Annotated in this window: 22 protein-coding genes, 2 tRNA genes and 2 pseudogenes; 12 read left to right on the top strand and 14 right to left on the bottom strand. The window is 73.0% G+C overall.

The features are described 5' to 3' along the window. Window positions 1–469, top strand: a pseudogene (locus VE546_RS15225) (DNA primase); the annotation flags it as partial. A gap of 172 nt (window positions 470–641) precedes the next feature. Then, entirely contained in the window at window positions 642–1,868 is a 1,227-nt protein-coding gene (locus VE546_RS15230) for an RNA polymerase sigma factor (protein WP_414720493.1), read from the top strand. A 61-nt stretch (window positions 1,869–1,929) separates the two neighbouring features. Here the strand turns inward: VE546_RS15230 and VE546_RS15235 are convergent, their stop codons facing one another. The 6 genes from VE546_RS15235 to VE546_RS15260 all read right to left on the bottom strand — a co-directional run bounded on the left by VE546_RS15235 (window position 1,930) and on the right by VE546_RS15260 (window position 6,394). Then, a complete protein-coding gene (locus VE546_RS15235) occupies window positions 1,930–3,399 on the bottom strand; it encodes an FGGY family carbohydrate kinase (RefSeq protein WP_324922545.1) in 1,470 nt (489 codons plus the stop codon). Between the two features lie 14 nt (window positions 3,400–3,413). Then, window positions 3,414–4,700 carry a cation:proton antiporter gene (locus VE546_RS15240; RefSeq protein WP_324922547.1) on the bottom strand — a complete coding sequence of 429 codons (1,287 nt, stop codon included), beginning with the start codon at window positions 4,698–4,700 and terminating at the stop codon, window positions 3,414–3,416. Between the two features lie 2 nt (window positions 4,701–4,702). After that, window positions 4,703–5,176 carry a cation:proton antiporter regulatory subunit gene (locus VE546_RS15245; protein ID WP_324922548.1) on the bottom strand — a complete coding sequence of 158 codons (474 nt, stop codon included), beginning with the start codon at window positions 5,174–5,176 and terminating at the stop codon, window positions 4,703–4,705. Between the two features lie 259 nt (window positions 5,177–5,435). Continuing rightward, window positions 5,436–5,855: a hypothetical protein gene (locus tag VE546_RS15250; RefSeq protein WP_324922550.1), complete on the bottom strand. Its 420-nt coding sequence runs from the start codon at window positions 5,853–5,855 to the stop codon at window positions 5,436–5,438. Between the two features lie 181 nt (window positions 5,856–6,036). After that, window positions 6,037–6,110, bottom strand: a tRNA-Ile gene (locus VE546_RS15255). 211 nt (window positions 6,111–6,321) lie between these two features. After that, window positions 6,322–6,394, bottom strand: a tRNA-Asn gene (locus VE546_RS15260). A gap of 198 nt (window positions 6,395–6,592) precedes the next feature. Between VE546_RS15260 and VE546_RS15265 the strand changes: the two genes are divergently transcribed. Beyond that, complete coding sequence (locus VE546_RS15265) at window positions 6,593–6,904, top strand: YtxH domain-containing protein (protein WP_324922551.1); 312 nt, start codon at window positions 6,593–6,595, stop codon at window positions 6,902–6,904. A gap of 42 nt (window positions 6,905–6,946) precedes the next feature. Here the strand turns inward: VE546_RS15265 and ligD are convergent, their stop codons facing one another. Further along, on the bottom strand, window positions 6,947–7,840 hold the full coding sequence (ligD, locus tag VE546_RS15270) for a non-homologous end-joining DNA ligase (RefSeq protein WP_324922553.1): 894 nt from the start codon (window positions 7,838–7,840) through the stop codon (window positions 6,947–6,949). Window positions 7,841–8,022: 182 nt separating this feature from the next. On the opposite strand from ligD, the gene VE546_RS15275 reads away from it, so the two are divergent. From VE546_RS15275 to VE546_RS15285, 3 genes are all read left to right on the top strand, one after another. After that, window positions 8,023–8,802 (top strand): IclR family transcriptional regulator, encoded by a 780-nt coding sequence (locus VE546_RS15275; RefSeq protein ID WP_324922556.1) that lies wholly within the window; start codon window positions 8,023–8,025, stop codon window positions 8,800–8,802. A 78-nt stretch (window positions 8,803–8,880) separates the two neighbouring features. Continuing rightward, on the top strand, window positions 8,881–9,747 hold the full coding sequence (locus VE546_RS15280) for an SMP-30/gluconolactonase/LRE family protein (RefSeq protein WP_324922557.1): 867 nt from the start codon (window positions 8,881–8,883) through the stop codon (window positions 9,745–9,747). Window positions 9,748–9,809: 62 nt separating this feature from the next. Continuing rightward, window positions 9,810–10,757: an SCO2400 family protein gene (locus VE546_RS15285; protein WP_324922559.1), complete on the top strand. Its 948-nt coding sequence runs from the start codon at window positions 9,810–9,812 to the stop codon at window positions 10,755–10,757. A gap of 53 nt (window positions 10,758–10,810) precedes the next feature. Here the strand turns inward: VE546_RS15285 and VE546_RS15290 are convergent, their stop codons facing one another. Continuing rightward, window positions 10,811–11,266, bottom strand: a complete 456-nt coding sequence (locus tag VE546_RS15290) for a MarR family transcriptional regulator (protein ID WP_324922561.1) — start codon at window positions 11,264–11,266, stop codon at window positions 10,811–10,813. 85 nt (window positions 11,267–11,351) lie between these two features. On the opposite strand from VE546_RS15290, the gene VE546_RS15295 reads away from it, so the two are divergent. The 5 genes from VE546_RS15295 to VE546_RS15315 all read left to right on the top strand — a co-directional run bounded on the left by VE546_RS15295 (window position 11,352) and on the right by VE546_RS15315 (window position 16,334). Beyond that, window positions 11,352–12,368, top strand: coding sequence for an NADP-dependent oxidoreductase (locus VE546_RS15295; protein ID WP_324922563.1), 1,017 nt, complete (start codon window positions 11,352–11,354; stop codon window positions 12,366–12,368). Between the two features lie 137 nt (window positions 12,369–12,505). Next, window positions 12,506–12,934, top strand: a complete 429-nt coding sequence (locus VE546_RS15300; RefSeq protein ID WP_324922565.1) for an organic hydroperoxide resistance protein — start codon at window positions 12,506–12,508, stop codon at window positions 12,932–12,934. 195 nt (window positions 12,935–13,129) lie between these two features. Continuing rightward, on the top strand, window positions 13,130–14,485 hold the full coding sequence (locus VE546_RS15305; protein ID WP_324922567.1) for an extracellular solute-binding protein: 1,356 nt from the start codon (window positions 13,130–13,132) through the stop codon (window positions 14,483–14,485). Continuing rightward, a complete protein-coding gene (locus VE546_RS15310) occupies window positions 14,482–15,435 on the top strand; it encodes a sugar ABC transporter permease (RefSeq protein WP_324922569.1) in 954 nt (317 codons plus the stop codon). The genes VE546_RS15305 and VE546_RS15310 overlap by 4 nt, the downstream gene beginning before the upstream one ends. After that, a complete protein-coding gene (locus VE546_RS15315; RefSeq protein ID WP_414720492.1) occupies window positions 15,432–16,334 on the top strand; it encodes a carbohydrate ABC transporter permease in 903 nt (300 codons plus the stop codon). The genes VE546_RS15310 and VE546_RS15315 overlap by 4 nt, the downstream gene beginning before the upstream one ends. A 137-nt stretch (window positions 16,335–16,471) precedes the next feature. On the opposite strand, the gene VE546_RS15320 is transcribed toward VE546_RS15315, so the two are convergent. Continuing rightward, window positions 16,472–17,593, bottom strand: a complete 1,122-nt coding sequence (locus VE546_RS15320) for an endo-1,4-beta-xylanase (RefSeq protein ID WP_324922570.1) — start codon at window positions 17,591–17,593, stop codon at window positions 16,472–16,474. A gap of 314 nt (window positions 17,594–17,907) precedes the next feature. Between VE546_RS15320 and VE546_RS15325 the strand changes: the two genes are divergently transcribed. Continuing rightward, window positions 17,908–19,428 (top strand): alpha-N-arabinofuranosidase, encoded by a 1,521-nt coding sequence (locus VE546_RS15325; protein WP_324922572.1) that lies wholly within the window; start codon window positions 17,908–17,910, stop codon window positions 19,426–19,428. 129 nt (window positions 19,429–19,557) lie between these two features. On the opposite strand, the gene VE546_RS15330 is transcribed toward VE546_RS15325, so the two are convergent. The 5 genes and pseudogenes from VE546_RS15330 to VE546_RS15350 form a co-directional block, all read right to left on the bottom strand. Further along, window positions 19,558–20,724: an aldose epimerase family protein gene (locus VE546_RS15330; RefSeq protein WP_324922574.1), complete on the bottom strand. Its 1,167-nt coding sequence runs from the start codon at window positions 20,722–20,724 to the stop codon at window positions 19,558–19,560. Beyond that, window positions 20,721–21,962 carry a multiple monosaccharide ABC transporter permease gene (gene mmsB / locus VE546_RS15335; protein ID WP_324922576.1) on the bottom strand — a complete coding sequence of 414 codons (1,242 nt, stop codon included), beginning with the start codon at window positions 21,960–21,962 and terminating at the stop codon, window positions 20,721–20,723. The genes VE546_RS15330 and mmsB overlap by 4 nt, the downstream gene beginning before the upstream one ends. After that, window positions 21,959–23,455 (bottom strand): annotated as a pseudogene (gene mmsA / locus VE546_RS15340) (multiple monosaccharide ABC transporter ATP-binding protein); the annotation flags it as partial. The gene mmsB and the pseudogene mmsA, both read right to left, overlap by 4 nt. A 96-nt stretch (window positions 23,456–23,551) precedes the next feature. Next, window positions 23,552–24,667 carry a multiple monosaccharide ABC transporter substrate-binding protein gene (gene chvE, locus VE546_RS15345; protein ID WP_324922580.1) on the bottom strand — a complete coding sequence of 372 codons (1,116 nt, stop codon included), beginning with the start codon at window positions 24,665–24,667 and terminating at the stop codon, window positions 23,552–23,554. 5 nt (window positions 24,668–24,672) lie between these two features. Next, a complete protein-coding gene (locus VE546_RS15350; RefSeq protein ID WP_324922582.1) occupies window positions 24,673–25,698 on the bottom strand; it encodes a hypothetical protein in 1,026 nt (341 codons plus the stop codon). Between the last annotated feature and the right edge of the window lies 1 nt (window position 25,699).

The following is a 25,699-nucleotide window of genomic DNA, read 5'->3' on the forward strand; positions in this document are numbered from 1 at the left end:
CACCCCCCAGCGCAAGGCCGAGCGCGAACTGCTCAAGGTGGCGCTGCAGTTCCCGCACCTGGTCTCCCCGCTGTTCGATGCCTACGGCGCCGACGAGTTCACCGCCGCCCCCTACGCCGTGGTGCGCCAGGCCATCGAGAAGGCCGGGGGAGTGGAACGGGCCGACCGGGAGTACCTGACCCGGGTGCGCGAGGCCGCGCCGGACGACACCGTCCGGTCGCTGATCACCGAGCTGAGCGTGGAGCCCCTGATGACCCCGCGCGAGCCCGACGAGGCGTACGCCGGGGAGCTGCTGGTCAAGGTGCGGCTGGAGGCGGTCAACCGCAGGATCGCCGAGCTGCGCAGCACCTTCGAGCGCCTGGTCAGCAGCGGCGACGAGAGCCAGACGGCCGTCTCGCAGGAGCTGTGGACGCTGGAGCGGTACGGCCGGGCGCTGCGCGACCGCGGCGCCGCCGCCCTCTGGTCGTAGCCGGTCCCCGCCCGCGGACGGTTCCGCGCCCCCGCCGTCCGGGCCCCGCGCGTAGCGTTCCGTGCCCGCCCGGTCACGGTGGAGTCCAAAAACTGGGCGCACGACCCTCGTGGCCGGAGTGTGTCGTGGCGCACACTGGGGGCGGTGCCTGAGTCCTCGGAGCGTGAATCCCCTGGGGAGCCGCTCATCCGCCCCGGGACGGACAGCGGTGCGGCCGCTCCCGTCCTCGTCTCGCGTGTCGCCCCACGAACCGGCAGCGATCAGCTTGGAGGCCGCCCCCGTGCAGACCCAGACCCTGGCCAGCGCGGCCCTCGCCGCCCCTACCGCCCCGCCCGTCCCGGACGTCCCCGGCCTGGCCGCCGCTGCGCCGTCCGGTCCGCCGGCCACCCCGCCCGACCACCCCGAGACGGTCCCGGAGGACGGGACCGCCTTCCCGCCGGCGGCCGAACCCTCCCTCGCCCCCTCGCTGACCCGCCCCGACGGCTCCGGGCCCTCCGCCGACCTCTTCCGCCAGTACCTGCGCGAGATCGGCCGCATCCCGCTGCTCTCCGCCGCCGAGGAGGTCGAACTCGCCCGGCGCGTCGAGGCGGGGCTGTTCGCCGAGGAGAAGCTCCTGCGCACCCCCGGCCTGGACGACGGACTCGCCCTCGACCTCGACCGGCTGGTGGTGATGGGCCGGATGGCCAAGCGCCGGCTGATCGAGGCCAACCTCCGCCTGGTGGTCTCCGTGGCCAAGCGCTACGTCGGCCGCGGGCTGACCATGCTCGACCTGGTCCAGGAGGGCAACCTGGGCCTGATCCGGGCCGTGGAGAAGTTCGACTACACCCGGGGCTACAAGTTCTCCACCTACGCCACCTGGTGGATACGCCAGGCGATGTCGCGGGCCCTGGCCGACCAGGCCCGCACCATCCGGGTCCCCGTCCACGTCGTGGAGCTGATCAACCGCGTCGTCCGCGTCCAGCGCCGCATCCTCCAGGAGCGCGGCTACGAGCCGACGCCCGAGGAGGTCGCCGCCCAGCTCGACCTGACGGGGGAACGGGTCAGCGAGGTGCTGCGGCTCGCCCAGGAGCCGGTGTCGCTGCACGCGCCGGTGGGCGAGGAGGACGACGTCAACCTCGGCGACCTCATCGAGGACGGCGACGCCCCCTCGCCCGTGGAGTCCGCGGCCTTCCTGCTGCTGCGCGAGCACCTGGAGGCGGTCCTGTCCACCCTCGGCGAGCGCGAACGCAAGGTCGTCCAGCTCCGCTACGGCCTGGACGACGGCCGTCCCCGCACGCTGGAGGAGATCGGCCGTCTCTTCGGCGTCACCCGCGAACGCATCCGCCAGATAGAGTCCAAGACCCTCGGCAAGCTCCGCGACCACGCGTACGCGGACCAGCTCAGGGGCTACCTGGACTGAGAACCGGACCCCGGACGGAACGGACGGTCCGGACCCGGACGGGCCCGGACCGGACCGGGGCTCAGCCGAACGCCCCCGGATGCGTCTGCTCCCGCACGGTCACGTACTGCTGCCGCACCGCCTGACCCACCGCCAGGTCCTCGCCCGGCTCGAAGACCTGGCCGGCGGGGGCGTGCCAGAGCGGGGGCTGCTGCGGCGAGAGCGTGCCCTGGGCGACCCCCAGCGCCCAGGCCGCCTGGCGGGCGGCGCCCAGCGCCGTGTAGTCGGCGGGCTGCGGGACCACCACCTGCGCCCCCAGCAGGGCCGGGGCGATCGCCTGGACGGCGGGGAGGTCGGCGGCGGGCCCCAGCAGGAAGACCCGGTTGACGGCCACGCCCCGGCCGCGCAGCACGTCCAGGGCGTCCGCCAGACCGCACAGCATCCCCTCGAAGGCGGCCCGCGCCAGGTGCTCCGGCTTCATGCTCTCCCGCCGCAGCCCGGCCAGCGTGCCGGCGGTGTGCGGCAGGTCGGGGGTGCGCTCGCCCTCCAGGTAGGGCAGCAGCACCAGCCCGTACGAGCCCGGCGTGGACTTCAGCGCCAGCGCGGACAGCCCCTCCAGATCGGTGCCCAGCAGGTCGGCGGTGCCGCGCAGCGCCCGTACGGCGTTGAGCGTGTGGACCACCGGCAGGTGCAGCCCGGTGGCGTCGGCGAGCGAGGTGATCATGCCGGTCGGTTCCACCAGGGCCTGGTGGTGCACGGAGAAGACCGAGCCGGACGCCCCGAGCGAGACCACCGCGTCGCCGATCCCGACGCCCAGCCCGAAGGCGGCGGCCATCGTCTCGCCCGTGCCGGCCGAGATCAGCAGGCCCTCCGGGGTCTGCCCGGCGGCCTCGGCCGGACCGATCACCTCCGGCAGTTTCACCCGGTGGCCGAGCGCCAGCTCGGCCAGGTCGGGCCGCCAGGACTCGGTGGCCGCCGACCAGTAGCCGGTCCCGGAGGCGCCGCCGCGGTCGGTGGTGCGCCGCGGCGGGCGCCCCAGCAACTGCCACACCAGCCAGTCGTGCGGCTGGAGCACCTCGGCCACGCGCCGCGCCGTCTCCGGCTCCTGCCGGGCCAGCCAGCGCAGCTTCGCCACCGGCTGCGCCGCCTGCGGCACGACCCCGACCGCCTGCGCCCACGCCTCGCGCCCGCCGAGCGCGTCCACGAGATCGGCCGCGGCCGTCTGCGCCCGCTTGTCGTTGCCGACCAGCGCGGGCCGCACCGGGGTGCCGGTCTCGTCGAGCATCACCAGCCCGTGCTGCTGGGCCGTGACGCCGATCGCCTGGACGCCTTCCAGCAGGCCGCCGGCCGCGGCGTCGCCGAGCGAGAGCAGCCACGCCTGCGGGTCGATCTCGGTGCGTCTGCCCGCCGCGGCCCCGTCCTCCCCGCCGTCCGCGCCCTCCGGCACGGGATGCGGGGCGTAACCCTGTCTGATGACGGCGCCCGTGTCGGTGTCACAGATGACGATGCGGGTGTACTCGGACGAACTGTCCAGACCGGCGACTATCCCCATGGAGAGATGATGCCTCACCGGCCGCCGGGTGACTGAATTCCCTCCGTCATCCCCTCGCTCGTCCCCTCGGGTGTCTCCGCCGGCATGGCGGACCGCGCCTGCGGGGCCGGTGCCGGCTCCCCGCCGCCCTTCGCCGGGGACGGCCGCAGCAGCCGCGGGAACACCGCCCGGACGGCGGGCTCGGTCCAGCGGGCGGCCAGCGGCCCGATGATCACCATCAGCAGTACGTACGCGGTGGCCAGCGGTCTGATCTCGGTGGCGACCCCGGCCGCCAGCCCGGCGATGACGATGGAGAACTCGCCGCGCGCCACCAGCGCGCCGCCCGCCCGCAGCCGGCCCTTCGGGCTGATGCCGGCGCGCCGCGCCGCGTACCAGCCGGTGACGACCTTGGTGACGACGGTCACCACGGCCAGGATCAGCGCGGGAACCAGCACCGGCGGGATGGTGGCCGGATCGGTGGACAGGCCGAAGAAGACGAAGAAGACGGCCGCGAACAGGTCGCGCAGCGGCGTGAACAGCCGGTGGGCGCTCTCGGCGACCTCCCCGGACAGGGCGATGCCCACCAGGAACGCGCCGACGGCCGCGGAGACGTGCAGCCGCTGGGCGATCCCGGCGATCAGCAGGGTCAGCCCGAGCACCACCAGCAGCAGCAGTTCGGGGTTGTCGGAGGAGACCGACTTGCTGATCAGCCGCCCGTGGCGCAGCGCGACGTAGAGGACGAGGCCCACGGTCCCCAGGGCGATCACCAGGCTGAGGCTGCCGCTCGCCAGGCCGACCCCGGCCAGCAGGGTGGTCAGCAGCGGCAGGTAGACGGCCATCGCCAGGTCCTCCATGACGAGGACGCCGAGGACGACGGGGGTCTCGCGGTTGCCGAGGCGGCCCAGGTCGGTGAGCACCTTGGCGATGACGCCGGAGGAGGAGATCCAGGTGACCCCGGCCAGCGCCACGGCGGCCACCGGCCCCCAGCCCAGGACGAGGGCGGCCACGGCGCCGGGGAGGGCGTTGAGGACGAAGTCCACCGCGCCGGAGGGGAACTGCGTCCTGAGGTTGTCGACCAGTTCCGAGGCGCTGTACTCCAGGCCGAGCAGGAGCAGCAGCAGGATCACGCCTATCTCGGCCCCGATCGCGACGAAGTCCTCGCTGGCGCTGAGTTCGAAGATCCCGCCCTTTCCGAAGGCGAGCCCGGCCAGCAGGTACAGGGGGATCGCGGACAGCCCGATCCGTCCGGCGAAGCGGCCGATGAGGCCGAGGCCGAGGATGATGGCGCCCAGTTCGATGAGCAGAACGGTGGTGTCGTGCACGCTCAGCCCCCCGCGATGATCTGGGCGAGTTCCTCGACGCCCTCGCGGGTGCCCACGACCACGAGGACGTCGCCCGCCTCCAGGCGGAAGTCCGGCCCCGGAGCGGGGTGGGGCGCGGTGCGGCGCAGCACGGCGACGATGGACGCTCCGGTGCGGGTCCGGGCGCGGGTGTCCCCCAGCGGGCGCCCGCGGTAAGGGGACTTGGTGGTGACCGGAATCCGCTCGGTGGCCAGGTCCAGCTCGCCCACGGCCAGGCCCGGCTCCTTGGGGTCGGGGGCTATCAGCGCCGCGAGCGACGCCGCCTCGTCCGGGTCGAGTTGGAAGGAGGCCTGGCAGCTGTCGGGGTCGTCGGGCGAGTAGAAGCCGAGGAAGCGCCGTCCGTCCTGGTGGACGACGACGGACAGGTGGCGCCCGGAGCGGGTGGTGACGTCGTACTGGGTGCCGACTCCCGGAAGCGGTGTGCGTTTCATGGACAAGGCTCTCTCCGATGGGCAAGTCGGACGGGCCCTGGAACCGACGGCGTCGACGGACGAGCCCTGGTGGGTAAAGCGATGGCAATTTTCGCACACAGGGGTCGTTTTCCGGCCGTTCGGATGCGCTGCCTTGCTGGTCAGAGCCTTTCCGGACCGTCAAGGCGCAGCCGACCGGTACAGCCGACCGGTACAGCCGGCCGGTACAGCCGGCCGGCACCACCGGCTCCCGCCCGGGAGGGCCTTGCGCCGCTCCGCCGCCGGACTACTCGAGTTCCTCGAAGAGCATGCGGAAGAGCCAGTCGGGCAGGGCGTCGGCCTCGGTGAGCGGCGGCCCGAACTCGAAGCCGTGCCGCCCCTCGTGTCCCTCGGGCAGGCCGCAGCCCTGCTCCTCCAGCGTCCCCGGCAGGAACTTCGCGTCGCAGTGCGGCAGGACGAGCGTCTCGCGCAGCGGGCCGTACTCGTCGCCGTCGGGCCAGCGGGTCCACAGGTTCCGCGGCGGGAGTTCGTCCGTCGCCCGCAGCCCTTGGGCGAAGGTGTGGTGGAGGCCGGCGTGCCCGGCCTCCAGCAGGCACCACAGGGCCGGGGCGACCTCGAACGCGCCGTCGGGGATGGCCTCCAACTCGGCGAGCTCGGTGTCGAGGTAGAGGACCCGGGCCGGACAGGAGATCTGGAACAGGGACATGCGGGTCATGATGCCCGCCCGCGTCCCGGCGCGGGACCGGAACAAAAACCGAACACGAGACGGGCCGGTGACCCCCGATGGGGAACGGAGGGGCCTTTGGCCGCCGGGACGCGGGCGGCCGGGCCGGCGGGGAACGCCCGACGCCGGGGCCGGGCCGGAACGTTCCCGCTGGTGGCGGCGGTGGGGCGGGTGGGACTCGAACCCACGGCCGACGGATTATGAGTCCGCTGCTCTAACCGGCTGAGCTACCGCCCCGGGACGGCGCGTCACGCACACCTGTGCGCGCCGTCTGCCGCAGCATAGCCGCTCATACGATCTCCCGCCCGTGCCGGGGGAGGCACGGGCCGATGAGGGCCGTGATCACCGGGTGGATCGCCGGACGACCGGCTTCCGCGGCACCGGGCACGTACCCGGGAGGCCGCCCGATACGCCGAGAGGGGCCCCGAATGGGGCCCCTCTTCCGCTGCTCCCCCGACTGGACTCGAACCAGTAACCTGCCGGTTAACAGCCGGCTGCTCTGCCAATTGAGCTACAGGGGACCGCTCTGCAGGAACCGTCCCTTCCGGTTTCCCGGGGGCGTTCCCTGCTGGCGAGGAATACAGTAGCGCATGTCAGGGGGTGCTCTGAAATCGGTATTCGCCCCGGGCCTCGGGGTACCCGTGGGATGTCCGCCGCAGACCGACAGAGCGCACCGCGGACAGGGTGCGCCGGGAGAGACCTGAGGAAAGGGTGGAGCCATGCGCTACCGGCTCACGTTCGTCGTAGGAGTGGCCGTCGGGTACGTGCTCGGCACCCGGGCCGGGCGCGAGAAGTACGAGCAGATGCGCAAGACCGCCCGGCGGCTCGCCGAGAACCCGGCCGTGCGCAACGCCTTCGAGTCCGCCGCGCACAACGGCCGGGAGATGGCCGGCAAGGCCTTCGGCGCGGTGTCCGAGCGGATGGGCGACCGGCTGCCCGGCACGGTCTCCGACAAGGTGCGCACGCTGCGGGGCCGCCGCGCCGCGCAGGGCTCGCCGCTCGACGACGACTGGGGCACCAGCAACACCTGAGACGGCACCCCGGGCGGCGCCCGGGGGCGCCCGGCGCGGCGGTCAGCCGCGGTCCGGCAGCCGTCCCGCGCGGGCGGGGTCGAGCAGCGGGCCGAGCAGGTCGCCGTGCCGGTCCAGCCGGGAGGCGATGTCGCCGGCCGAGAAGACGAGGTCGTCGGGCTGTGTGCAGCCGGCGACCTCGTCCCATGTCACCGGCGTGGAGACGGTGGGCCGGGGTCGGGCGCGCAGCGTGTACGGGGCGGCCGTGGTGCGCGTCCAGGCGTTCTGGCTGTGGTCGACGAAGACCCGGCCGGTGCGCAGCTTCTTGGGCACCTGGTGCACGGCCAGGTCCGGCAGCGCCCGCGACGCCTCGCGCGCCAGCCGTTCGGCGTAGTCGGCCACCGCCTCGGCGTCGGTGGGGTGCAGCGGGGCGAGCACGTGCAGGCCCTTGGAGCCGGAGGTCTTGGCGCAGGAGTCCAGGCCGTCCCCGGCCATCCGGTCGCGCAGCCAGCGGGCGACCGCGCAGCACTCGACGATCGTGGCGGGGGCGCCCGGGTCGAGGTCAAACACCAGCCGGTCGGCCTTCCCCTCCGCCGGGAGCCGCCACTGGGGGACGTGCAGTTCCAGGGCGGCCAGATTGGCCGCCCACAGCAGGGTGGGCAGGTCCTGGACGAGGACCTGCCGGTCGGTCCTCCCGTCGACGCGGTGCACCCGGCGCACGGTCACCCAGTCCGGCGTGCCGGGCGGCACGTGCTTGGCCATGAACGACTTGCCCTCCACGCCGCCGGGGGCGCGGACGAAGGACGCCGGGCGGTCCCGCAGGTGGGGGAGGATCACCTGGGCCACGGAGGTGTAGTAGTCCACGACGTCGCCCTTGGTGAAGCCGGCGGCCGGGTAGAGGATCTTGTCCAGGCGGGTCAGGGAGAGGTCGCGGCCCTCCACGACGGTGTTCGGCATGGTGGACGGGTGCCACGGGCGGCGCGGTTCATGCGCCGCGCGATGGGGCGGGGCGGGTCCGTTGCCGGGCGGTCCGGGCTGCGGATAGCCTGTGTTCGCGATTCCGGTCATCCTTCGGAATCTCGAACAGCGCAAGACCCGGAGCCCGGGGACCGGGTTCCGGGGAGAAGGGGAGGGCGGCGATGGGGCGCCTCGTACCGGCCGTGACCAGAGCTCTCGACATCCTGGAACTCTTCCTCGACGGGGACGGCACCCTGTCGGCTCCGGAGATCACGCGGAAACTGGGCCTGCCCCGCACCACCGTCCACGAGCTGGTGACCACGCTGGCCGCGCGCTCGTACCTGGTGCCCGTGCCCGAACAGCCCGGACGGTACCGGCTCGGGGTGCGCACCTACCAGCTCGGCAGCCGCTACGCCGAGCAGCTCGACCTCGCGGCCGAGGGCCGGCAGGTGGCCCGGAGGGTCGCCGAGACCTGCGACGAGACCGTGCACGTGGCCATCCTGGAGGGCACGGACGTCATCTACATCGCCAAGGTGGACAGCACCCACGCGGTCCGCATGGTCTCCGCCACCGGGCGGCGGCTGCCCGCGCACTGCACCGCGGTGGGGAAGATGCTGCTGGCCTCGTTGCCGGAGGAGGAGCTGGACGCGCGGCTGCCCGGCCCCGGCGGCGAGCCGCTGCCGGCGATGACGGAGAACTCCATCACCTCCCCGGCCGAGCTGCGCCGGGCGCTGGCCGGCATCCGCGCGCGCGGCATCGCCGTCGAGGAGCGGGAGTCCAACCCGGACGTGAGCTGCGTGGCCGCGCCCGTGCGCGACGGCACCGGCCGGGTGGTCGCGGCGCTCAGCATCTCGGTGCCCACGATCCGCTGGAACGGGGAGCGCCGCACCGAGCTGGAGACCCTGGCGGCCGAGGGCGCCGCCGACCTGTCGGCGCGACTCGGACACCGGGGCGCGGCGTAGGCGGCCGACGGGGGCGGCCGGCAGGGTGGTCGGCGGGGAAGACGGTGCGGGCGGACGACGGAGGAAGGGGCGGACGGCATGGCCGGAACGGGCGGAGCGCCGCGGCCGGAGGTCGTGGTGCGGCAGGACGCGCTGCTGGGCGAGGGGCCCACCTGGGACGCGGCGGAGGGGCGCCTGATCTGGGTGGACATCCTCGCCTGCCGGGTGCACACCTGGGACCCGGCCACCGGCCGCCGCACGGTGCGCGCGACCGAGCAGCACGTGGGCGCGGCCAAGCCGCGGGCGAACGGCGGACTGGTGGTCAACCTCCGTGACGGGGTGGGCCTGTACGACGAGGACGGCTCCTTCTCCTGGCTGCACCACGACCCCGTACCGGGCCGCCGGGGCAACGACGCCGCCGTGGCCCCGGACGGCGCGCTGTGGGCGGGCACCATGGCGTACGACGAGCACGCCGGCGGCGGCACGCTCACCCGCATCGCCCCGGACGGCACGGCGACCACGGTCCTGCCGGAGGTGACGATCAGCAACGGCACCGGCTGGAGCCCGGACGGACGGCTGATGTACTACGCCGACACCCCCACCCGCCGCATCGACGTGTTCGACGTACGGGGCGCCGAGGTGACGGGCCGTCGGACGCTGGCGGAGATCGAGGAGGGGGCGGGCCTCCCCGACGGGCTGACGGTGGACGCGGACGGCTGCGTCTGGGTCGCCCTGTGGGACGGCGGCGCCGTCCGGCGCTACACCCCCGACGGCCGGCTGGACCGTACGGTCGCCCTCCCGGCCTCCCGGGTGACGGCGTGCGCCTTCGGCGGGGCGGGGCTGCGGGACCTCTACGTCACCACGGCGCGGACGGGGATCGCGCCGGGCGCGCAGCCGCTGGCCGGTGCGCTCCTGGTGCTGCCGGACGTGGGGCAGGGGCTCGCGCAGCCGCCGTTCGCGGGTTGACACGGGATCTTCACGAGGGGAGTCTTTCGTTCGCGTGTCCCTGCTCGTACCCTCCGGACTCCATGACCTACTGCGTCACCTGCCGCCGGTACCTCAACGGCGCCCTCTCCTGCCCGGGTTGCGGTGCGCCGAGCCATGCCCTGGCGCCGGTGGACATCTCCGCCCCCGCGCCCGCCGGGCCGGTCGCCGCCCAGGAGCCGGCCGGTCACGGGTACGACCCGTACGGCGGTGGTGACGCGTACGCGGGACACGCCGTTCCCGGTGCCGGGGAGGACGGCCGGTACGGCGGTGACGGGGCGCAGGGCGAGGCGTACGGCGGCTCCGGGAGCCCCGGCGCCGAGGACGACGGCGGCCACGACAGCTACGACGACGGCGGTGACGACGACCGCGGCAGCTACGACGACGGCGACGACGGCCATGGCGAGGACGGGGGCCGCGGCGCCGGACGTCCGGGCGGGCGGACCGGGCGGCGCGGGCGCCGGGCCCGGAGCAACGCCGGGCGCCGTCGCCGGGCGGTCGTCGCGGGCCTGGTGCTCGGGGCCGGACTGGCCACCCTCGGCATAGCGGAACTCACCACCGAGGGCGGGCTGAGGAAGTTGCCCTTCCCGTCCCTCCCCTCGGGCGACGATCCTGACGAGCCCGGCGACGGCGGAACCGGCGACGGCGACGTGGCCGAGCGGCTGCCCGGAACCGACCGGCCGGGCGCGGTGGAGACCGGCGGGGATCCGTCCGCCTCCCCCTCGGCCTCCGGTTCCTCCTCCGCGAGGCCGTCGGACTCCGCCAGTCCCACGGCCGACCCCGGGGCCTCCTCGTCGGCCGCCCCCGTCGCCACCGCGACCGAGAGCGGGGCCGTCACGGTGCCCCCGGAGCACACCGCCGGTCCCACCCGGGAGCCGGAGGAACCGCCGCAGACGACGCCTCCCGCCGAGCCGCCGCCTCCCGAGTCTCCCCAGGAGCCGGAACCGGAGCCGACCCCCACCTGCGAGCGCTTCATGTGGTGGTGCGTCTGATCCCGGCCCCGCCCCATCCGGGGCCGGGCGGCCCCGGATGGGACCGGACCGGCTCAGTCCCCGTCCGTCTCCGGCCGCTCGACGCCCAGCATGCGCTTCAGCAGGTCGCGCAGGACCGCGCGCTCCACCGGGGTCAGTTCGGCGAGGGGTTCGCGGGCGAAGTCCAGTGAGGCGCGCAGTCGCCGGGCCGTCTCGTGACCCTCGTCGGTGGCGGCGGCGAGCTTGACGCGGCGGTCGGCCGGATCGGGGCGGCGTTCGACCAGGCCGCGGGACTCCAGCCGGTCGACGATGCCCGTCACGTTGGACGGCTCGCACTTCAGCCGCCGGGCTATCTCCCGCATGGGCAGGGGCCGGTGGTGGAGCAGACTGAGCAGCCTGGCCTGGGCGCCGGTCAGGGAGTGCCGGGCGGCGGCCTCGTCGTACTCCTGGTGGTAACGGGCGACGACCGAGCCGATCAGTTCGACGACCTCGAGGGTGAGCGGGTCGGCGGGAGCGGGGCGGGATGGCATGACATCAGGGTACCGGTTTGCTTGACATCATGAAACATCGAGGGGATGGTTGTTTCAGAGTCTGAACCTTCTTGGAGGCGTTTCCATGACGTTGCCCGCCACCGGACGCGAGTGGCACCTGACCGCCCGCCCGCGGGGCTGGCCCACCCCGGCGGACTTCGCGCTGCGCGAGGCTCCCGTACGGGCCCCGGGCCCCGGCCAGGTCCTGGTGCGCAACCTGTACCTGTCGGTCGACCCGTACATGCGCGGCAGGATGAACGACGTGAAGTCCTACGTGCCGCCGTACGGGCTCGACGAGCCGATGGACGGCGGGGCGGTCGGGATCGTCGTCGCCTCCGAGGCCGAGGACCTCGCCCCGGGCGACCACGTGCTGCACGGGCTCGGCTGGCGCGAGTACGCCACGCTGGAGGCCCGGCACGCGACGAAGGTCTCCGCCGAACTGGCCCCGCTGAGCACCTATCTCGGGGTGCTGGGCATGACCGGGCTGACCGCCTACGCCGGGCTGCTGGAGGTCGCCTCCTTCGCCGGGGGCGACGCCGTCTTCGTCTCCGGCGCGGCGGGCGCGGTCGGCAGCCAGGTCGGCCAGATCGCCCGCCTCAAGGGCGCCTCGCGCGTCGTCGGCAGCGCCGGGTCGGCGGAGAAGGTCAGGCTCCTCACCGAGGAGTACGGCTTCGACGCCGCCTTCAACTACAAGGACGGGCCCGTGGCCGAACAGCTCAGGAGGGCCGCGCCCGACGGCATCGACGTCTACTTCGACAACGTCGGCGGGGAGCACCTGGAGGCCGCCATCGACTCCCTGAAGGTGCACGGCCGGGTCGCCGTCTGCGGCATGATCGCGCAGTACAACGCCACCGAGCCGCCCGCCGCCCCGCGCAACCTCGCGCTCGTCATCGGCAAGCGGCTGCGGATCCAGGGGATGCTCGTGCGGGACCACGCGGCCCTGCGGCCGCGGTTCGTCGAGGAGGTCTCGGGATGGATCCGCTCCGGTGAGCTGAAGTACCACGAGACGGTGGTGCGGGGCATCGAGAACGCGCTGGACGCCTTCCTCGGCATGCTGCGCGGGGAGAACGTCGGAAAGACGATCGTCCACCTCGACGACTGATCCGGAGAGGGGCGGACGCGAGGCCCGCCGCCCCCGGGACCGGCACACCGGGACCGGCACACCGGCACCGAACACGCTGAGGCCGACGCACCAGGGCCGACACACCGAACACACACCGAACAAGGAGGGGATTCCCCATGCCCATCGCCCCCATCGACGTGGCCTACACCGCCGTCGCCACCGCCGAGCACGGCCGTGACGGCCGGGTCGCCAGCGACGACGGAAAGCTCGACGTCGTCGTCAACCCGCCCCGCGAGATGGGCGGCAGCGGCGCCGGCACCAACCCCGAGCAGCTCTTCGCCGCCGGGTACAGCGCCTGCTTCCAGAGCGCGCTGGGCGTCGTCGCCCGCCGGGAGCGCAGGGACATATCCGGTTCCACCGTGACCGCGCGGGTCGGCATCGGCAGGGACGGGGAGGGCAACTTCGGCCTCACGGTGGAGCTGGTGGGCTCCATCCCGGGCACGGACCGGGAGACGGCCCTGGAGCTGATGAAGAAAGCGCACGAGGTGTGCCCGTACTCCCGGGCCACCGCCGGGAACATCGAGGTCACCCTCGACGTCGCCTGACGTCCCCGCCGACGGCCGTTCCGCCGCCGCCGGGGCGGCCGTCGCGCCCTGCTTCCCCCGCTTCCTCCCGCCCTGTCCCGCGGGGCCCGCCGCGGGTGTTTCCGCGCGGACCATTGACGCGGACGGTGTTCACTCCTACCTTCCCGTTCGGACTTCCGATCGCTATTCGAAATATCGAACGTGAAGGTGGGTCGTATGCGTCAGTCCTCCCTGCCGGGGCGCGCTCCCAGCCGCCGGCGCGTGCTCGGCGGTGCGGCCGGCCTGGCCGCCCTCGCGGTCGCCGGAGCGGTCGGCACCGCGGGGTGCGCCGCCCCCGCGGCCGTGGGGGAGGGGCGGACCCGGGTGCGCTTCTGGCACCTCTTCGGCGGGGGCGACGGGGTGAACATGCGGACGATGCTGGACGCCTACCGCGCGGCGCACCCGGAGATCGCCCTGGAGGCGTCCACGCTCCAGTGGGGCGCCCCGTACTACACCAAGCTCGGCATGGCGGGGGTCGGCGGACGCGCTCCCGAGGTCGCCGCTCTGCACCTGGCACGGCTGCCCGGCTTCGGGCCCGGCAGGCTGCTGGACCCCTTCGACCTCGACCTGCTCGCCGAACACGGGCTGGACGAACGGGACTTCCCGGCCGACCTGTGGCGCCGCGGCCGGATCGGCGGGAAGCAGTACGCCGTTCCGCTCGACACGCACCCGATGGTCCTCTACTACAACACCGACCTCTGCGGGAGGGCCGGACTGCTCGGCCCGGACGGCAGGCTGAAACCGGTGCGCGGCACCGAGGAGTTCACCGCCGCGCTGCGCGCCGCCGGGAAGGTCACCGGCAGGCCCGCGCTGGTCATGGAGACCCTCGGCGCCGACACCATCGGCCCCTGGCGGCTGTTCGCCACCTTCTACTCCCAGACCGGCGGCACCCTGCTGGACGAGGACGCCACCCGCATCACCCTCGACGACGCCAAGGCGCTGGAGGTGCTGCGCTTCCTGCGGCGGCTCGTGGAGGAGGGGCTGGCGCACCGCCGGGTCGACTACAACGGCACGGTCGGCGTCTTCGGCGGCGGGGAGACCGCGTTCCTCCTGTGCGGCGAGTGGGAGGTCAGCACCTTCACCAACCTCAAGCTGCCGTTCTCCATGGCCCGCGTGCCCGCCCTGTTCGGCCGCCCGACCGCCCAGGCCGACGCCCACTGCTTCGTCCTCCCGCACCAGCGCGACCGCGGCGGCAGGGCCAACGAGGCCGCGCACGCCTTCGTCGCCTGGATGCTCAAGCACACCGTCGAGTGGGCCAAGGGCGGCCACGTCCCCGCGTACCTGCCCGTCCTGAAGGAGCCCGCCTACCTCGAACTGGAGCCGCAGTCCCAGTACCGGTCCGTGATCGACGACGTGGTCCTGGACCCGCCCGCCTGGTTCGCCGGCTCGGCCTCGGCCATGTGGCTCCAGCTCGGCGCGGTCTTCTCCGGGGCGCTCACCGGCTCCCGCACGCCCCGGCAAGCCCTGGACGAGGCCAGATCCCGTCTTCAGGCCCTGCTCGACACCCCCGATCCGCTCGGAGGCGAGGCATGACCGCGACCGCGCCCGCCGCCCCGGCACCCCCGCGGGCGCCCGCCACCGGGGTCCGGCCCGGGACCGCACGCCGCCGCTGGACCGAGCACGGCCTGGTCTTCACCGCGCCCTTCCTGCTGGTGTACGCCCTGTTCCTGGTCTGGCCGCTGCTGCTGGGCGTCAAGATGAGCCTGGGCGACGACAACATCGCCGGAACCGACAGCGACTTCGTCGGCCTGGACAACTACGCCGAGGCCCTGAGGGACCCGGCGGTGTGGTCCTCGCTGTGGCACACGGTGTGGTTCACCGTCCTGTCCACCGTGCCCCTGGTCGGCATGGGCCTGGTGCTCGCCCTGCTCGCGCACCACCTGCGGGTCGTCCAGTGGCTGTGGCGGCTGTCGTGGTTCGCGCCCTTCCTGCTGCCGTCCGGCGTCGTCGGCCTGCTGTGGCTGTGGATGATCTACCCCTCCGACTTCGGCCTCGCCGACCTGCTGCTGAAGTCCGCCGGCCTCACCCCCGGGATCGGCTGGCTCACCGACACCCGCTACGCGATGCTCTCGATCGTGCTGACCACCGTGTGGTGGACGGTCGGCTTCAACTTCCTGCTCTACCTCGCCGCGCTCCAGTCCATCCCGCCCCACCTGTACGAGGCCGCCGAGCTGGACGGCGCCACCGCCCGGCAGCGGCTGCGGCACATCACCCTCCCGATGCTCCGGCGCACCACGGGAGTGGTGGTGATCCTCCAACTCCTCGCCTCGCTGAAGGTCTTCGACCAGATCTACATCATGACCGGCGGCGGGCCCGACGAGAGCACCCGCCCGATCCTGCAGTACGTCTACGACGCGGGCTTCACCGGCTACCGGATCGGCTACGCCTCCGCCGTCTCCTACCTCTTCTTCGCCCTGATCGTGCTCGTGTCGCTGATCCACCTGCGGATGACCCGCCGTTCCCGTGAGGAGGCCGCCCGGTGAGCGCGATCGTGAAGACCGGAAGGACCGGACCGGCCGTACGGGCCTGGAGGGGAACGGACGCGACCGGCCGCCGGCCGCGCCGGACCCCGGGCCGCACCGCGCTGTTCGCCGTGGCGCTCGCCCTGGTGGTGCTGTGGGTGCTGCCGCTCGCCTGGGCGGTCGCCACCTCCCTCAAGCCCGAGAACGAGACGACGCGGACCTCGCTGGAGTGGATCGGCTCGCGGATCACCTTCGAGGCGTACGAGAAGGTGTGGGCCTCCGGCGACCTGGCCCGGTGGATGCTGAACTCGGCCTACATCGCGGCCATGACGACCGTGCTGACCGTGCTGACCTGCGCCATGGCCGCCTACGGCTTCTCGCGCACCGCCTTCCGCGGCCGCAGGGCGCTCTACGGGCTCGTCCTCGCCGGGATCATGGTGCCGCCGCAGGTGCTCATCGCCCCGCTCTTCGCCGAGATGGTCTCCCTGGGCCTGGTCGACACCTACTGGGGGGTGATCCTGCCGCAAGTGGCCGCCCCCGCCATGGTGTTCATCCTGGTGAAGTTCTTCGAGGGGGTGCCGCGCGAGCTGGAGGAGGCCGCCTTCGTCGACGGCGCCGGGCGCTGGCGGGTGTTCTGGACGGTCGTCGTGCCGCTGTCGAGGCCGGTGCTGGCCGCCGTCGCCATCTTCACCTTCATCCAGACCTGGAACAACTTCCTGTGGCCGTTCCTGGTCACCACCGACCCGGCCGGGATGACGCTGCCCGTCGGCCTGGTCAACGTCCAGTCCACCTACGGCGCCCGCTACGCGCAGGTGATGGCCTCGCTGGTGATCGCCGGGCTGCCGCTGCTGGTGGTCTTCGCCCTGTTCCAGCGGCAGATCGTGCGCGGCATCGCCCACACGGGCCTGGCCGGGCAGTGACCCGCGCCCCGGCCCTCCGCGCCCCGGCCTTCCGCGGCCCGGTCCGGCGGGCGGCCGGAACGCGGGCGGGGGCGGAGGCGGCACCGGTCGGCACCACCCCCGCCCCCGCCCGCGGACCCGGGCTCAGGGCCCCGGGCTCAGCGCCGTCCCCCGGCCGCCAGCCGCAGGTCCTGGTGGACCGCCCGGTAGGCGGGCTTGGGACGGTACTCCTCGTCCAGCAGGTTGGCCGCGCCCTCGCCCTCGAACCAGTCGGGGATCCACGAGTACTTGTCCGTGAAGCCCCACACCGTGAAGGAGGAGCACTTGGGCGTCAGCAGGCAGGCCTGGAGCAGGACGTGGTAGCCCTGCGCCTGGGCGTGCAGCTCGATGGTCTCGGTGGGCATCCTCATCCGCACGTCCGCCTCGGTGACGGCGGTCCGCAGGCCGAGCCGGTCGAAGCGCGCGAGGTTCTCCGCGACGTCGCCGGGCAGGTCGTACTCCAGGGAGAGGTGTCCTTGGACGCCGAAGCCGTGGACGGGGACGCGCTGGGCGCGCAGGTCCTTGACGAGCTCGTAGTACGCGGTGCTCTTGGCGTTGATCCCCTCGACGTTGTAGTCGTTCAGGAACAGCTTCGCGCGGGGGTCGGCGGCGTGCGCCCAGCGCAGGGCGTCGGCGATGTAGCCGGGGCCCAGCTTCTCCAGCCACAGGGACTTGCGCAGGGTGCCGTCGTCCTCGAACACCTCGTTGGCCACGTCCCACTCGTAGATGCGGCCCCTGTAGTGCCGCACCACGGTGGTGATGTGCTCGCGCAGGATCGAGCGCAGCTCCTCCCGGGAGAAGTCGCCCTCGGTCAGCCACTTCGGGAGCTGGTTGTGCCACACCAGGGTGTGGCCGCGCACCTGCTGGCCGTTGGCGCGGGCGAAGTCCACCAGCTCGTCCCCGGCGGCGAAGTCGTACACGCCGCGCTCGGGCTGGACGGTCTCCCACTTCATCACGTTCTCCGCCGTCACGGAGTTGAACTCCCTGGCGACGGTCTTCCGGTAGGTGGCGTCCTCCGCGAGCGCCGCCATGTCCACGGCGGTGCCGACGCGCACCTTCGTCGTCGTCCGCTCGGCGAGCTTGCGCAGGGGTGCTCCGGACGGGTCGCCGTGGCCCCCGTTCCTCCCGTGCGCGGCCGTCTTCCCCGGGACCGAGGGGCTGTCGGACGCGGTGGCCGCCGCCGCGACCGGCGTCACCAGCAGTGCCGTGGCCAGTGCGCCGAAGACGGCTGCGCGTTTCACTCTGAGCACGAGGGCGTCCCTCCCATGAGTTACCGAAAAAGTTCCGGAAGAGTCCCGCAACTGTCAGGCGAACCTAGAGACGCCCGGGGCGGCCGTCAATCCCCCTGACCGCAGAGAAAAGAGAGGTTCGCGGAGCCATTCGCTCCGAATGGCTACCGGAAAACTTCCGAAGGAGAAGCATGCGCATCCGGCCGCACACCCGGACGTGCGGCCGTACGCCCGGCCACCGCTCCCCGCGGGCGCCGCCCCCGGCGCCGTCTCGCGCCGTCCCCGACTCCCCGTCAATCCCCGCACGCCCCCGACGGAAGGAACCCATGAGCACCGCCGAGTCCCCTCCCGCCCGCCCGGCCCGGTTCACCCTCGACCCCGCCTTCACCGTCGGCGAGGTCGATCCCCGGCTGTTCGGCTCCTTCGTGGAGCACCTGGGCCGCTGCGTCTACACGGGCGTCTTCGAACCCGGGCACCCGGCCGCCGACGAACGCGGCCTGCGCACCGACGTCCTGGACCTGGTCCGCGAGCTGGGCGTGACCGTCATCCGCTACCCCGGCGGCAACTTCGTCTCCGGCTACCGCTGGGAGGACGGCGTCGGCCCCGCCGGGAAGCGCCCCCGCCGCCTGGACCCCGCCTGGCGCTCGGTGGAGACCAACCGCTTCGGCCTGTCCGAGTACGCCGACTTCGTGCGCAAGGCCGGCGCCGAGCCCATGCTGGCCGTCAACCTCGGGACCCGGGGCGTGCAGGAGGCCAGGGAACTGCTGGAGTACGCCAACCACCCCGGCGGCACCGAACTGTCCGACCTGCGCGCCGCGCACGGCGACCGGGAGCCGTACGGCATCCGGCTGTGGTGCCTGGGCAACGAGATGGACGGCCCCTGGCAGACCGGCCACAAGACCGCCGCCGAGTACGGCCGGCTGGCGGCCGAGACCGCCCGCGCGATGCGGCAGATCGACGGCTCCCTGGAACTGGTCGCCTGCGGCAGCTCCGGCCGGGCGATGGAGACCTTCGCCGCCTGGGAGGCCACCGTCCTGGCCGAGACCTACGACCTGGTGGACCACATCTCCCTGCACGCCTACTACGAGGAGACCGACGGCGACCGCGACTCCTTCCTGGCCTCGGCCGTGGACATGGAGTCCTTCATCGAGGACACCGTCGCCACCTGCGACCACGTCGGGGCCCGGCTGAAGTCCGCCAAGCGGATCAACCTCTCCTTCGACGAGTGGAACGTGTGGTACCAGCGGCGCCACCACGCCCGGACCCCGCCGGACTGGGAGGAGGCGCCCAGGCTGCTGGAGGACGACTACTCCGTCACCGACGCCGTGGTCGTCGGCTCCCTGCTGATCGCCCTGCTGCGCCACGCCGACCGGGTGGCCGTCGCCTGCCAGGCGCAGCTCGTCAACGTGATCGCCCCGATCATGACCGAGCCGGGCGGCCCGGCCTGGCGGCAGACCACCTTCTTCCCCTTCGCCCAGGCCTCCCGGTACGGGCGGGGGCGGGTGCTGGACGTGCGGGCGCAGTCGCCGGCGTACACCACCGCCCGGTACGGCGAGGTGCCGCTGCTGCACGCCACCGCCGTCCGGGACGGGGCCGGCGCCGTCACGGTCTTCGCCGTCAACCGCGGGCAGCACGACGCCCTGCCGCTGGAGGCGGACGTGCGCGCACTGGGCCTGGAGCGGGTCGTCGAGCACAGCGTGCTGGCCGACGCCGACCCGGAGGCCCGCAACACCCTCGCCGAGCCCGGCCGGGTCGCCCCGCACCCGGGCGAGGGCACGCGGCTGGCGGACGGCGTGCTGCGGGCCGTCCTGGAGCCGATGTCGTGGAACGTGATCCGGCTCGCCTGAGCCCGTGGGAGGGCCCGGGGAGCACGGCCCCGGGAAGCACGGTGGCGGGGGCGGTCGCGCGGACCGCCCCCGCCGTGCGCGGGCCGCCGCCGTCCCGCCGCGGCCCGCCTCAGTCCGTCCCGGCCCGCCTCAGTCCGCCGAGAAGGAGTGCACGGTCGTCGTCCGGTACGTCCGGCCCGGGCGCAGCACGGTCGAGGGGAACGACGGCTGGTTGGGGGAGTCGGGGAAGTGCTGGGTCTCCAGGCAGAACCCGTCGCTCTGCCGGTAGACCCGCCCCGAGGTGCCGGCCAGCGTGCCGTCGAGGAAGTTGCCGCTGTAGAACTGCACGCCCGGCTCGGTGGTGGCGATCCGCATCACCCGCCCCGAAGTGGGCTCGCTGACGGTGATGACGTGCTCCGGCTCCGCCGTGATCCCCTTGTCCAGCACGAGGTTGTGGTCGTAGCCCCGCCCGAACAGGAGCTGCGGGTGCCCCTCGCGGATGTCCGCCCCGATCGGCTTGGCCCGGCGGAAGTCGAACGGCGTGCCCGCCACCCGTGCCAGCTCACCGGTCGGGATCAGCGTCTCGCCGACCGGGGTGTAGCGGGAGGCGGCCACCTCCAGGCGGTGGTCCAGGATGCTGCCGCTTCCCTCCCCGGCGAGGTTGAAGTAGGTGTGGTTGGTGAGGTTGACGACGGTGGGCCTGTCGGTGGTGGCCTCGTAGTCGATCCGGAAGTCGCCGTGCCGGGTCAGCACGTACTCCACCCGGACCTCCAGCGTCCCCGGATAGCCCATCTCGCCGTCCGGGCTGGTGCGGGTGAGGACCAGGCCCACCTCGCCGCGCCGGGTGAACGGCTCCACCCGCCACACCCGCTTGTCGAAGCCCAGGTCGCCGCCGTGCAGGCTGTGCCCGTTGTCGTTGCGGGGCAGCTCGTACGTCCGCCCGTCGAGGGTGAACCGCCCGTTCGCGATGCGGTTGCCGTAGCGGCCGATGAGCGCGCCGAAGTACGGCGAGCGCTCCACGTAGGACTCCAGGTCGGCGAAGCCGAGCGAGACGTTGGCCGGCCGGCCGTGCCGGTCGGGCACCTCCAGGGACTGCACGATGCCGCCGTAGGACAGCACCTTCAGCCGGATGCCGCCGCATGCCAGCGTCCAGATGTCCACCCGGGTGCCGTCCGCCAGTTCGCCGAAGCGCGCGCGGCGCGGCGCGGCGGAGTCCCCCGACCCGGCGTGCGCCTCCCCGGCCCCCGGCCCCACGGCCGCCGCCGCCAGGCCGGCCGCGGCGGCCGCCGCGATCACGGTGCGTCTGCTGGTGCTCATGTACCAACCTTCCGTTTGTTCCAGACGTCGAATCCCACCGCCGCCAGCAGTACCAGGCCCTTGATCACCTGCTGGTAGTCGGTGCCGATGCCCACCAGGGACATGCCGTTGTTGAGCACGCCGAGCACCAGCCCGCCGATGACGGCCCCCAGGACGGTGCCCACGCCGCCGCTCATCGAGGCGCCGCCGATGAACGCCGCGGCGATCGCCTCCAGTTCGAAGTTGATGCCCGCCTGCGGGGTGCCGGCGTTCAGCCGGGCGGCGTACACGCAGCCCGCCAGCGCCGCCAGCACCCCCATGTTGACGAAGACCAGGAAGGTGACGCGCTTGTCCTTCACGCCCGACAGCTTGGCCGCGGCCTTGTTGCCGCCCAGGGCGTACACGTGGCGGCCGACGACGGCGTTGCGCATCACGAAGCCGAGCCCGATCAGGATCGCGCACATGACCAGCAGCACCACCGGCACGCCCCGGTAGCTGGCCAGGGTGAGGGTGAACGCCAGCACCGCCGCCACGATCGCCACGCACTTGAGGACGAACAGGTTCAGCGGCAGCACCTCCAGCTCGTACGCCTGCTGCCGGCGCCGGTCGCGCCACTCCTGGAGCAGGACGAACGCCACCACGGCCACGCCGATCAGCACCGTCAGGTCGTGGTAGGTCGCCAGCGGTCCGCCCTCGGGCAGGAAGCCCTGGCTGAGGTCCTGGAAACCCCGGGGGAAGGGGGCGATGGACTGGCCCTCCAGCAGGATCTGGGTGCCGCCGCGGAACAGCAGCATCCCGGCCAGCGTCACGATGAACGACGGGATGCCCACGTAGGCGATCCAGAAGCCCTGCCAGGCGCCGGCCACCGCGCCGATCAGCAGCGAGCAGGTCAGCGCCAGCGGCCAGGACAGGTCGTGGTCGACCATCATCACGGCCGCCGCCGCGCCGACGAAGGCGGCCAGCGAGCCGACGGACAGGTCGATGTGGCCCGCGATGATGACGATCATCATCCCCATGGCCAGGATGAGGATGTAGCTGTTCTGCTGGACGATGTTGGACACGTTGACGGGCTTGAGGAGATTGCCGTCGGTCCATATCTGGAACAGCACGACGATCAGCGCCAGCGCGACCAGCATCCCGTACTGCCGCATGTTGGCGCGCACGGTGCGCACCAGCAGCGCCCCGGCGCCGCCGCCCGCGGCCCGCCCCGCGGACGCCGTCTCGGTGGTTCCCTCGGTCTTCGTCGGGGCGGTCTTCATCGGGGGCCTCGGCTTCTGTCCATGGTCATGTAGCGCATCAGTACTTCCTGGCTCGCGTCCTCGCGGGTCACCTCGCCGGTCAGCCGCCCGGCCGCCATGGCGTAGATCCGGTCGCACATCCCCAGCAGCTCCGGCAGCTCCGAGGAGATCAGCAGCACGGCCTTGCCCTGGGCGGCGAGCCGGTCGACGACGGTGTAGATCTCGTACTTCGCCCCGACGTCGATGCCGCGCGTCGGCTCGTCGAGGATGAGCACCTCGGGATCGGCGTGCACCCACTTGCTGAGCACGACCTTCTGCTGGTTGCCGCCGCTGAGCCGGCCGACCTGCTCGTAGACGGTCGGGGCCTTGATGTTCATCGACGTCCGGTAGCCCTCGGCGACCCGCCGCTCCCGGTGCTCGTCGACGATCCCGCCGCGGGCGAGCCCGGGCAGCGAGGCCAGCGAGATGTTGCGGCTGATGGTGTCGATCAGGTTCAGCCCGTAGGTCTTGCGGTCCTCGGTGACGTAGGCGATGCCGTGCGCGACCGCGGCCGGGACGGTACGGGTGTCGGCCTCCCGGCCGTCGATCCGGACCGTCCCGGCCTCGTACCGGCCGTAGGAGCGCCCGAAGACGCTCATCGCCAGCTCGGTGCGGCCCGCGCCCATCAGCCCGGCGATGCCGACGATCTCGCCGCGCCGCACCGTCAGCGACACGTCGTCGACGACCTTGCGCTGGTGGTCGATGGGGTGGCGGACCGTCCAGCCGGAGATCTCCAGCGCGACCCGTCCGGCGTCCTCGCCCTCGTAGCGGGTGCGTTCGGGGAAGCGGTGGTCCAGGTCCCGGCCCACCATGCCGCGGATGATCCGGTCCTCCGAGACCACCGCGGGGGCCCCGGGGGAGGGGCGGACGGTGAGCGTCTCGACCGTCCGGCCGTCGCGCAGGATGGTGACGGTGTCGGCGACGCGGCGGACCTCGCCCAGCTTGTGGGAGATGAGGATGCAGGCGATGCCCTGCGAGCGCAGCTCCAGGATGAGGTCGAGGAGTTTGGCGCTGTCCTCGTCGTTGAGCGCGGCGGTCGGCTCGTCCAGGATCAGCAGCCTGACCTTCTTGGCCAGCGCCTTGGCGATCTCCACCAACTGCTGCTTGCCCACGCCGATGTCGGCGACCCGGGTGTGCGGGTTCTCGCGCAGCCCGACCCGCCGCATCAGCTCGGCGGCGTGGTGGACGGTCTCGTTCCACCGGATGACGCCGCGCCGGGCGTGCTCGTTGCCCAGGAAGATGTTCTCGGCGATGGACAGGTAGGGCACCAGCGCCAGTTCCTGGTGGATGATGACGATCCCGCGCCGCTCGCTGGCCCGGATGTCCCGGAACGCGCACGGCTCGCCCTCGAAGAGGATCTCCCCCTCGTAACTGCCGTGCGGGTGGACCCCGCTGAGCACCTTCATCAGTGTCGACTTGCCCGCCCCGTTCTCGCCGCAGACGGCGTGGATCTCGCCGGGGCGCACGGTCAGGCTGACGCCGGACAGCGCCCGGACCCCGGGGAAGGTCTTGGTGATGGAGCGCATTTCCAGAACGCTGCTCATGGTTGTCCCTCGGTGGCCGGTGGCGGGCTACTTGAGCTGGTCGGCCTCGTAGTAGCCCTCGTCGACGAGCAGCCGGGTGTTGGACCTGTCGATGCTGACCGGCTCCAGCAGGTAGGCGGGAACGGTCTTGACACCGTTGTCGTAGGACTTCGTGTCGTTGACCTCCGGCTTGCCGCCGTTCAGCACGGCGTCGGTCATCTGCACGGCCCGCTCGGCGAGTTTGCGGGTGTCCTTGAAGACGGTCTGGGTCTGCTGGCCCGCGATGATCGACTTCACGGAGGCCAGTTCGGCGTCCTGGCCGGTGACGACGGGGTAGGGCTTGGCCTCGGTGCCGTAACCGGCGCTCTTGAGGGCCGAGATGACGCCGATGGAGATGCCGTCGTACGGGGAGAGCACCGCGTCCACGCGCTCGCTGCCGTAGTAGCGGCTGAGGAGGTCGTCCATCCGCTTCTGGGCGGTGCCGCCGTCCCAGCGCAGGGTGGTGACCTGGTTCATCCTCGTCTGGCCGCTGCGCACCACGAGCCGCTTGTCGTCGAGGTACGGCTTCAGGACGCTCATCGCGCCGCGGAAGAAGAAACCGGTGTTGTTGTCGTCCGGCGATCCGGCGAACAGCTCCAGGTTGAACTTCTCACCGGTGTTCCCGCCGTCCTCCAGCTTGAGGGCGTCGACGATGTACTGCCCCTGGAGCCGGCCGACCTTGAAGTTGTCGAAGGTGGCGTAGTAGTCGACGTTCCCGGTGCCGCGGATGAGGCGGTCGTAGGAGATGACGGGGATGCCCGCGTCCTTGGCGCGGTCGAGCACGTTGGTCAGCGAGGAGCCGTCGATCGCGGCGATCACCAGCGCCTCGTGCCCCTTGGAGATCATGTTCTCGATCTGCGCGACCTGGTTCTCCACCTTGTCGTCGCCGTACTGCAGGTCGGTCTTGTAGCCCTTGGCCCTGAACGCCTTCACCATGTTCTCGCCGTCGGCTATCCACCGCTCGGAGGACTTGGTGGGCATGGCGATGCCGATGGTGCCGCCCTTGGCGTCGTCGCCGCCGGCCCTGCTGCCGCCCTCGGAGCCCTGCCCGCAGGCGGTGAGGGCGAGGGACAGGGCGGCGGTGAGGCCGGCGGCGGCTCTGGCGGTGCGGGTACGGGTGCGCATGGTGGTCAGTTCCCTCCGTGGGAGTCGTGCGGGGTGCCGGGCTCGTGGGGCTCGCGGGGATCGCCGGGCTCGTCGGGGAAGCGGTTGAGGGGACCGGGCAGCCGGGAGCCGAGGGGGGACATCCCGGAGCCGGCGCCGAGGCGGGCCAGCAGGTCCAGGGCGAGCCGTCCGCGCCGGACCCGCTCGCGGGCGGTGTCCAGGGCGGCGTCGCGCAGGTGCGCGCCGTAGGGGTAGAGGCCGGGGGCCCTGCTGAGGCCGAACTTCAGGTAGATCGGCGCGCCGCGCCGGATCAGCTCGGCGACGTCGTACATCCGCACGTAGCCGCCGAGGTCGTCGGGGGCCTCCAGGTAGAAGTCCATCGGGGCGCGGCTGACCCGGCGGATCTCGGTCAGGTGCTCCAGGGTGAGGTCGGAGGGCACGTTGACCGAGTCGGCGCCCAGGCGCTCGTAGACGGCGTACGAGGCCGGGTTCACCGGGCCGATCAGCGCCGAGACCTTGAAGGTGGTGTCGGCCGGCAGGACGCCCCGCGTCCGCAGCCGGTGCAGCGTCCACAGCACGCCCTCGTCGGCCACCAGCAGGCAGCGCACGCCGAGTTCGGCGGCGCGCACGGCGTCCTCGACGCACCCGGCGAGCGCGTCGTGGCCGCGGGCGCGCAGCCCGGCGCCGCCGGAGGGGGTGCGGGTGCCGGCGCCGGTGTCCCAGGTGCCGCGCGGCCCGGTGAACAGGCACAGCTCGACGCCGTGCTCGGCACAGGCGCCGACCATCTCGGTGATCTCGGCGTCGGTCAGCATCCACACGCCGCTGCCCTGGCTGACGCGGTGGACGGGGACGTCGAGGGCGCCGGCCTCCTTCAGCACGGTGGCCAGCGCCTCCGGCCCCTCCACGGAGGGGATCTCGGTGCGCCAGCGGCCCCCGCCGGGGAAGGAGTGCGGGGAGGCGTCGGCGGGGTCGGGGGCGGGTGCGGCCAGGCCGAGGGCGGCGAGCGCGGGCTCACCCGGCCTGCGGACTGCCGGAGTGGAAGCGTCGGTCACA

This window comes from Streptomyces sp. (assembly GCF_035644915.1).
Taxonomy (GTDB): domain Bacteria; phylum Actinomycetota; class Actinomycetes; order Streptomycetales; family Streptomycetaceae; genus Streptomyces.

Coding starts and splice junctions, on each gene's coding strand:
- mmsB (WP_324922576.1), bottom strand. CDS start 21,962: ATGAAGACCGCCCCGACGAAGACCGAGGGAACCACCGAGACGGCGTCC.
- VE546_RS15290 (WP_324922561.1), bottom strand. CDS start 11,266: ATGCCATCCCGCCCCGCTCCCGCCGACCCGCTCACCCTCGAGGTCGTC.
- VE546_RS15265 (WP_324922551.1), top strand. CDS start 6,593: ATGCGCTACCGGCTCACGTTCGTCGTAGGAGTGGCCGTCGGGTACGTG.
- ligD (WP_324922553.1), bottom strand. CDS start 7,840: ATGCCGAACACCGTCGTGGAGGGCCGCGACCTCTCCCTGACCCGCCTG.
- VE546_RS15285 (WP_324922559.1), top strand. CDS start 9,810: ATGACCTACTGCGTCACCTGCCGCCGGTACCTCAACGGCGCCCTCTCC.
- VE546_RS15235 (WP_324922545.1), bottom strand. CDS start 3,399: ATGGGGATAGTCGCCGGTCTGGACAGTTCGTCCGAGTACACCCGCATC.
- VE546_RS15300 (WP_324922565.1), top strand. CDS start 12,506: ATGCCCATCGCCCCCATCGACGTGGCCTACACCGCCGTCGCCACCGCC.
- VE546_RS15280 (WP_324922557.1), top strand. CDS start 8,881: ATGGCCGGAACGGGCGGAGCGCCGCGGCCGGAGGTCGTGGTGCGGCAG.
- VE546_RS15325 (WP_324922572.1), top strand. CDS start 17,908: ATGAGCACCGCCGAGTCCCCTCCCGCCCGCCCGGCCCGGTTCACCCTC.
- chvE (WP_324922580.1), bottom strand. CDS start 24,667: ATGCGCACCCGTACCCGCACCGCCAGAGCCGCCGCCGGCCTCACCGCC.
- VE546_RS15295 (WP_324922563.1), top strand. CDS start 11,352: ATGACGTTGCCCGCCACCGGACGCGAGTGGCACCTGACCGCCCGCCCG.
- VE546_RS15310 (WP_324922569.1), top strand. CDS start 14,482: ATGACCGCGACCGCGCCCGCCGCCCCGGCACCCCCGCGGGCGCCCGCC.
- VE546_RS15250 (WP_324922550.1), bottom strand. CDS start 5,855: ATGTCCCTGTTCCAGATCTCCTGTCCGGCCCGGGTCCTCTACCTCGAC.
- VE546_RS15305 (WP_324922567.1), top strand. CDS start 13,130: ATGCGTCAGTCCTCCCTGCCGGGGCGCGCTCCCAGCCGCCGGCGCGTG.
- VE546_RS15330 (WP_324922574.1), bottom strand. CDS start 20,724: ATGAGCACCAGCAGACGCACCGTGATCGCGGCGGCCGCCGCGGCCGGC.
- VE546_RS15275 (WP_324922556.1), top strand. CDS start 8,023: ATGGGGCGCCTCGTACCGGCCGTGACCAGAGCTCTCGACATCCTGGAA.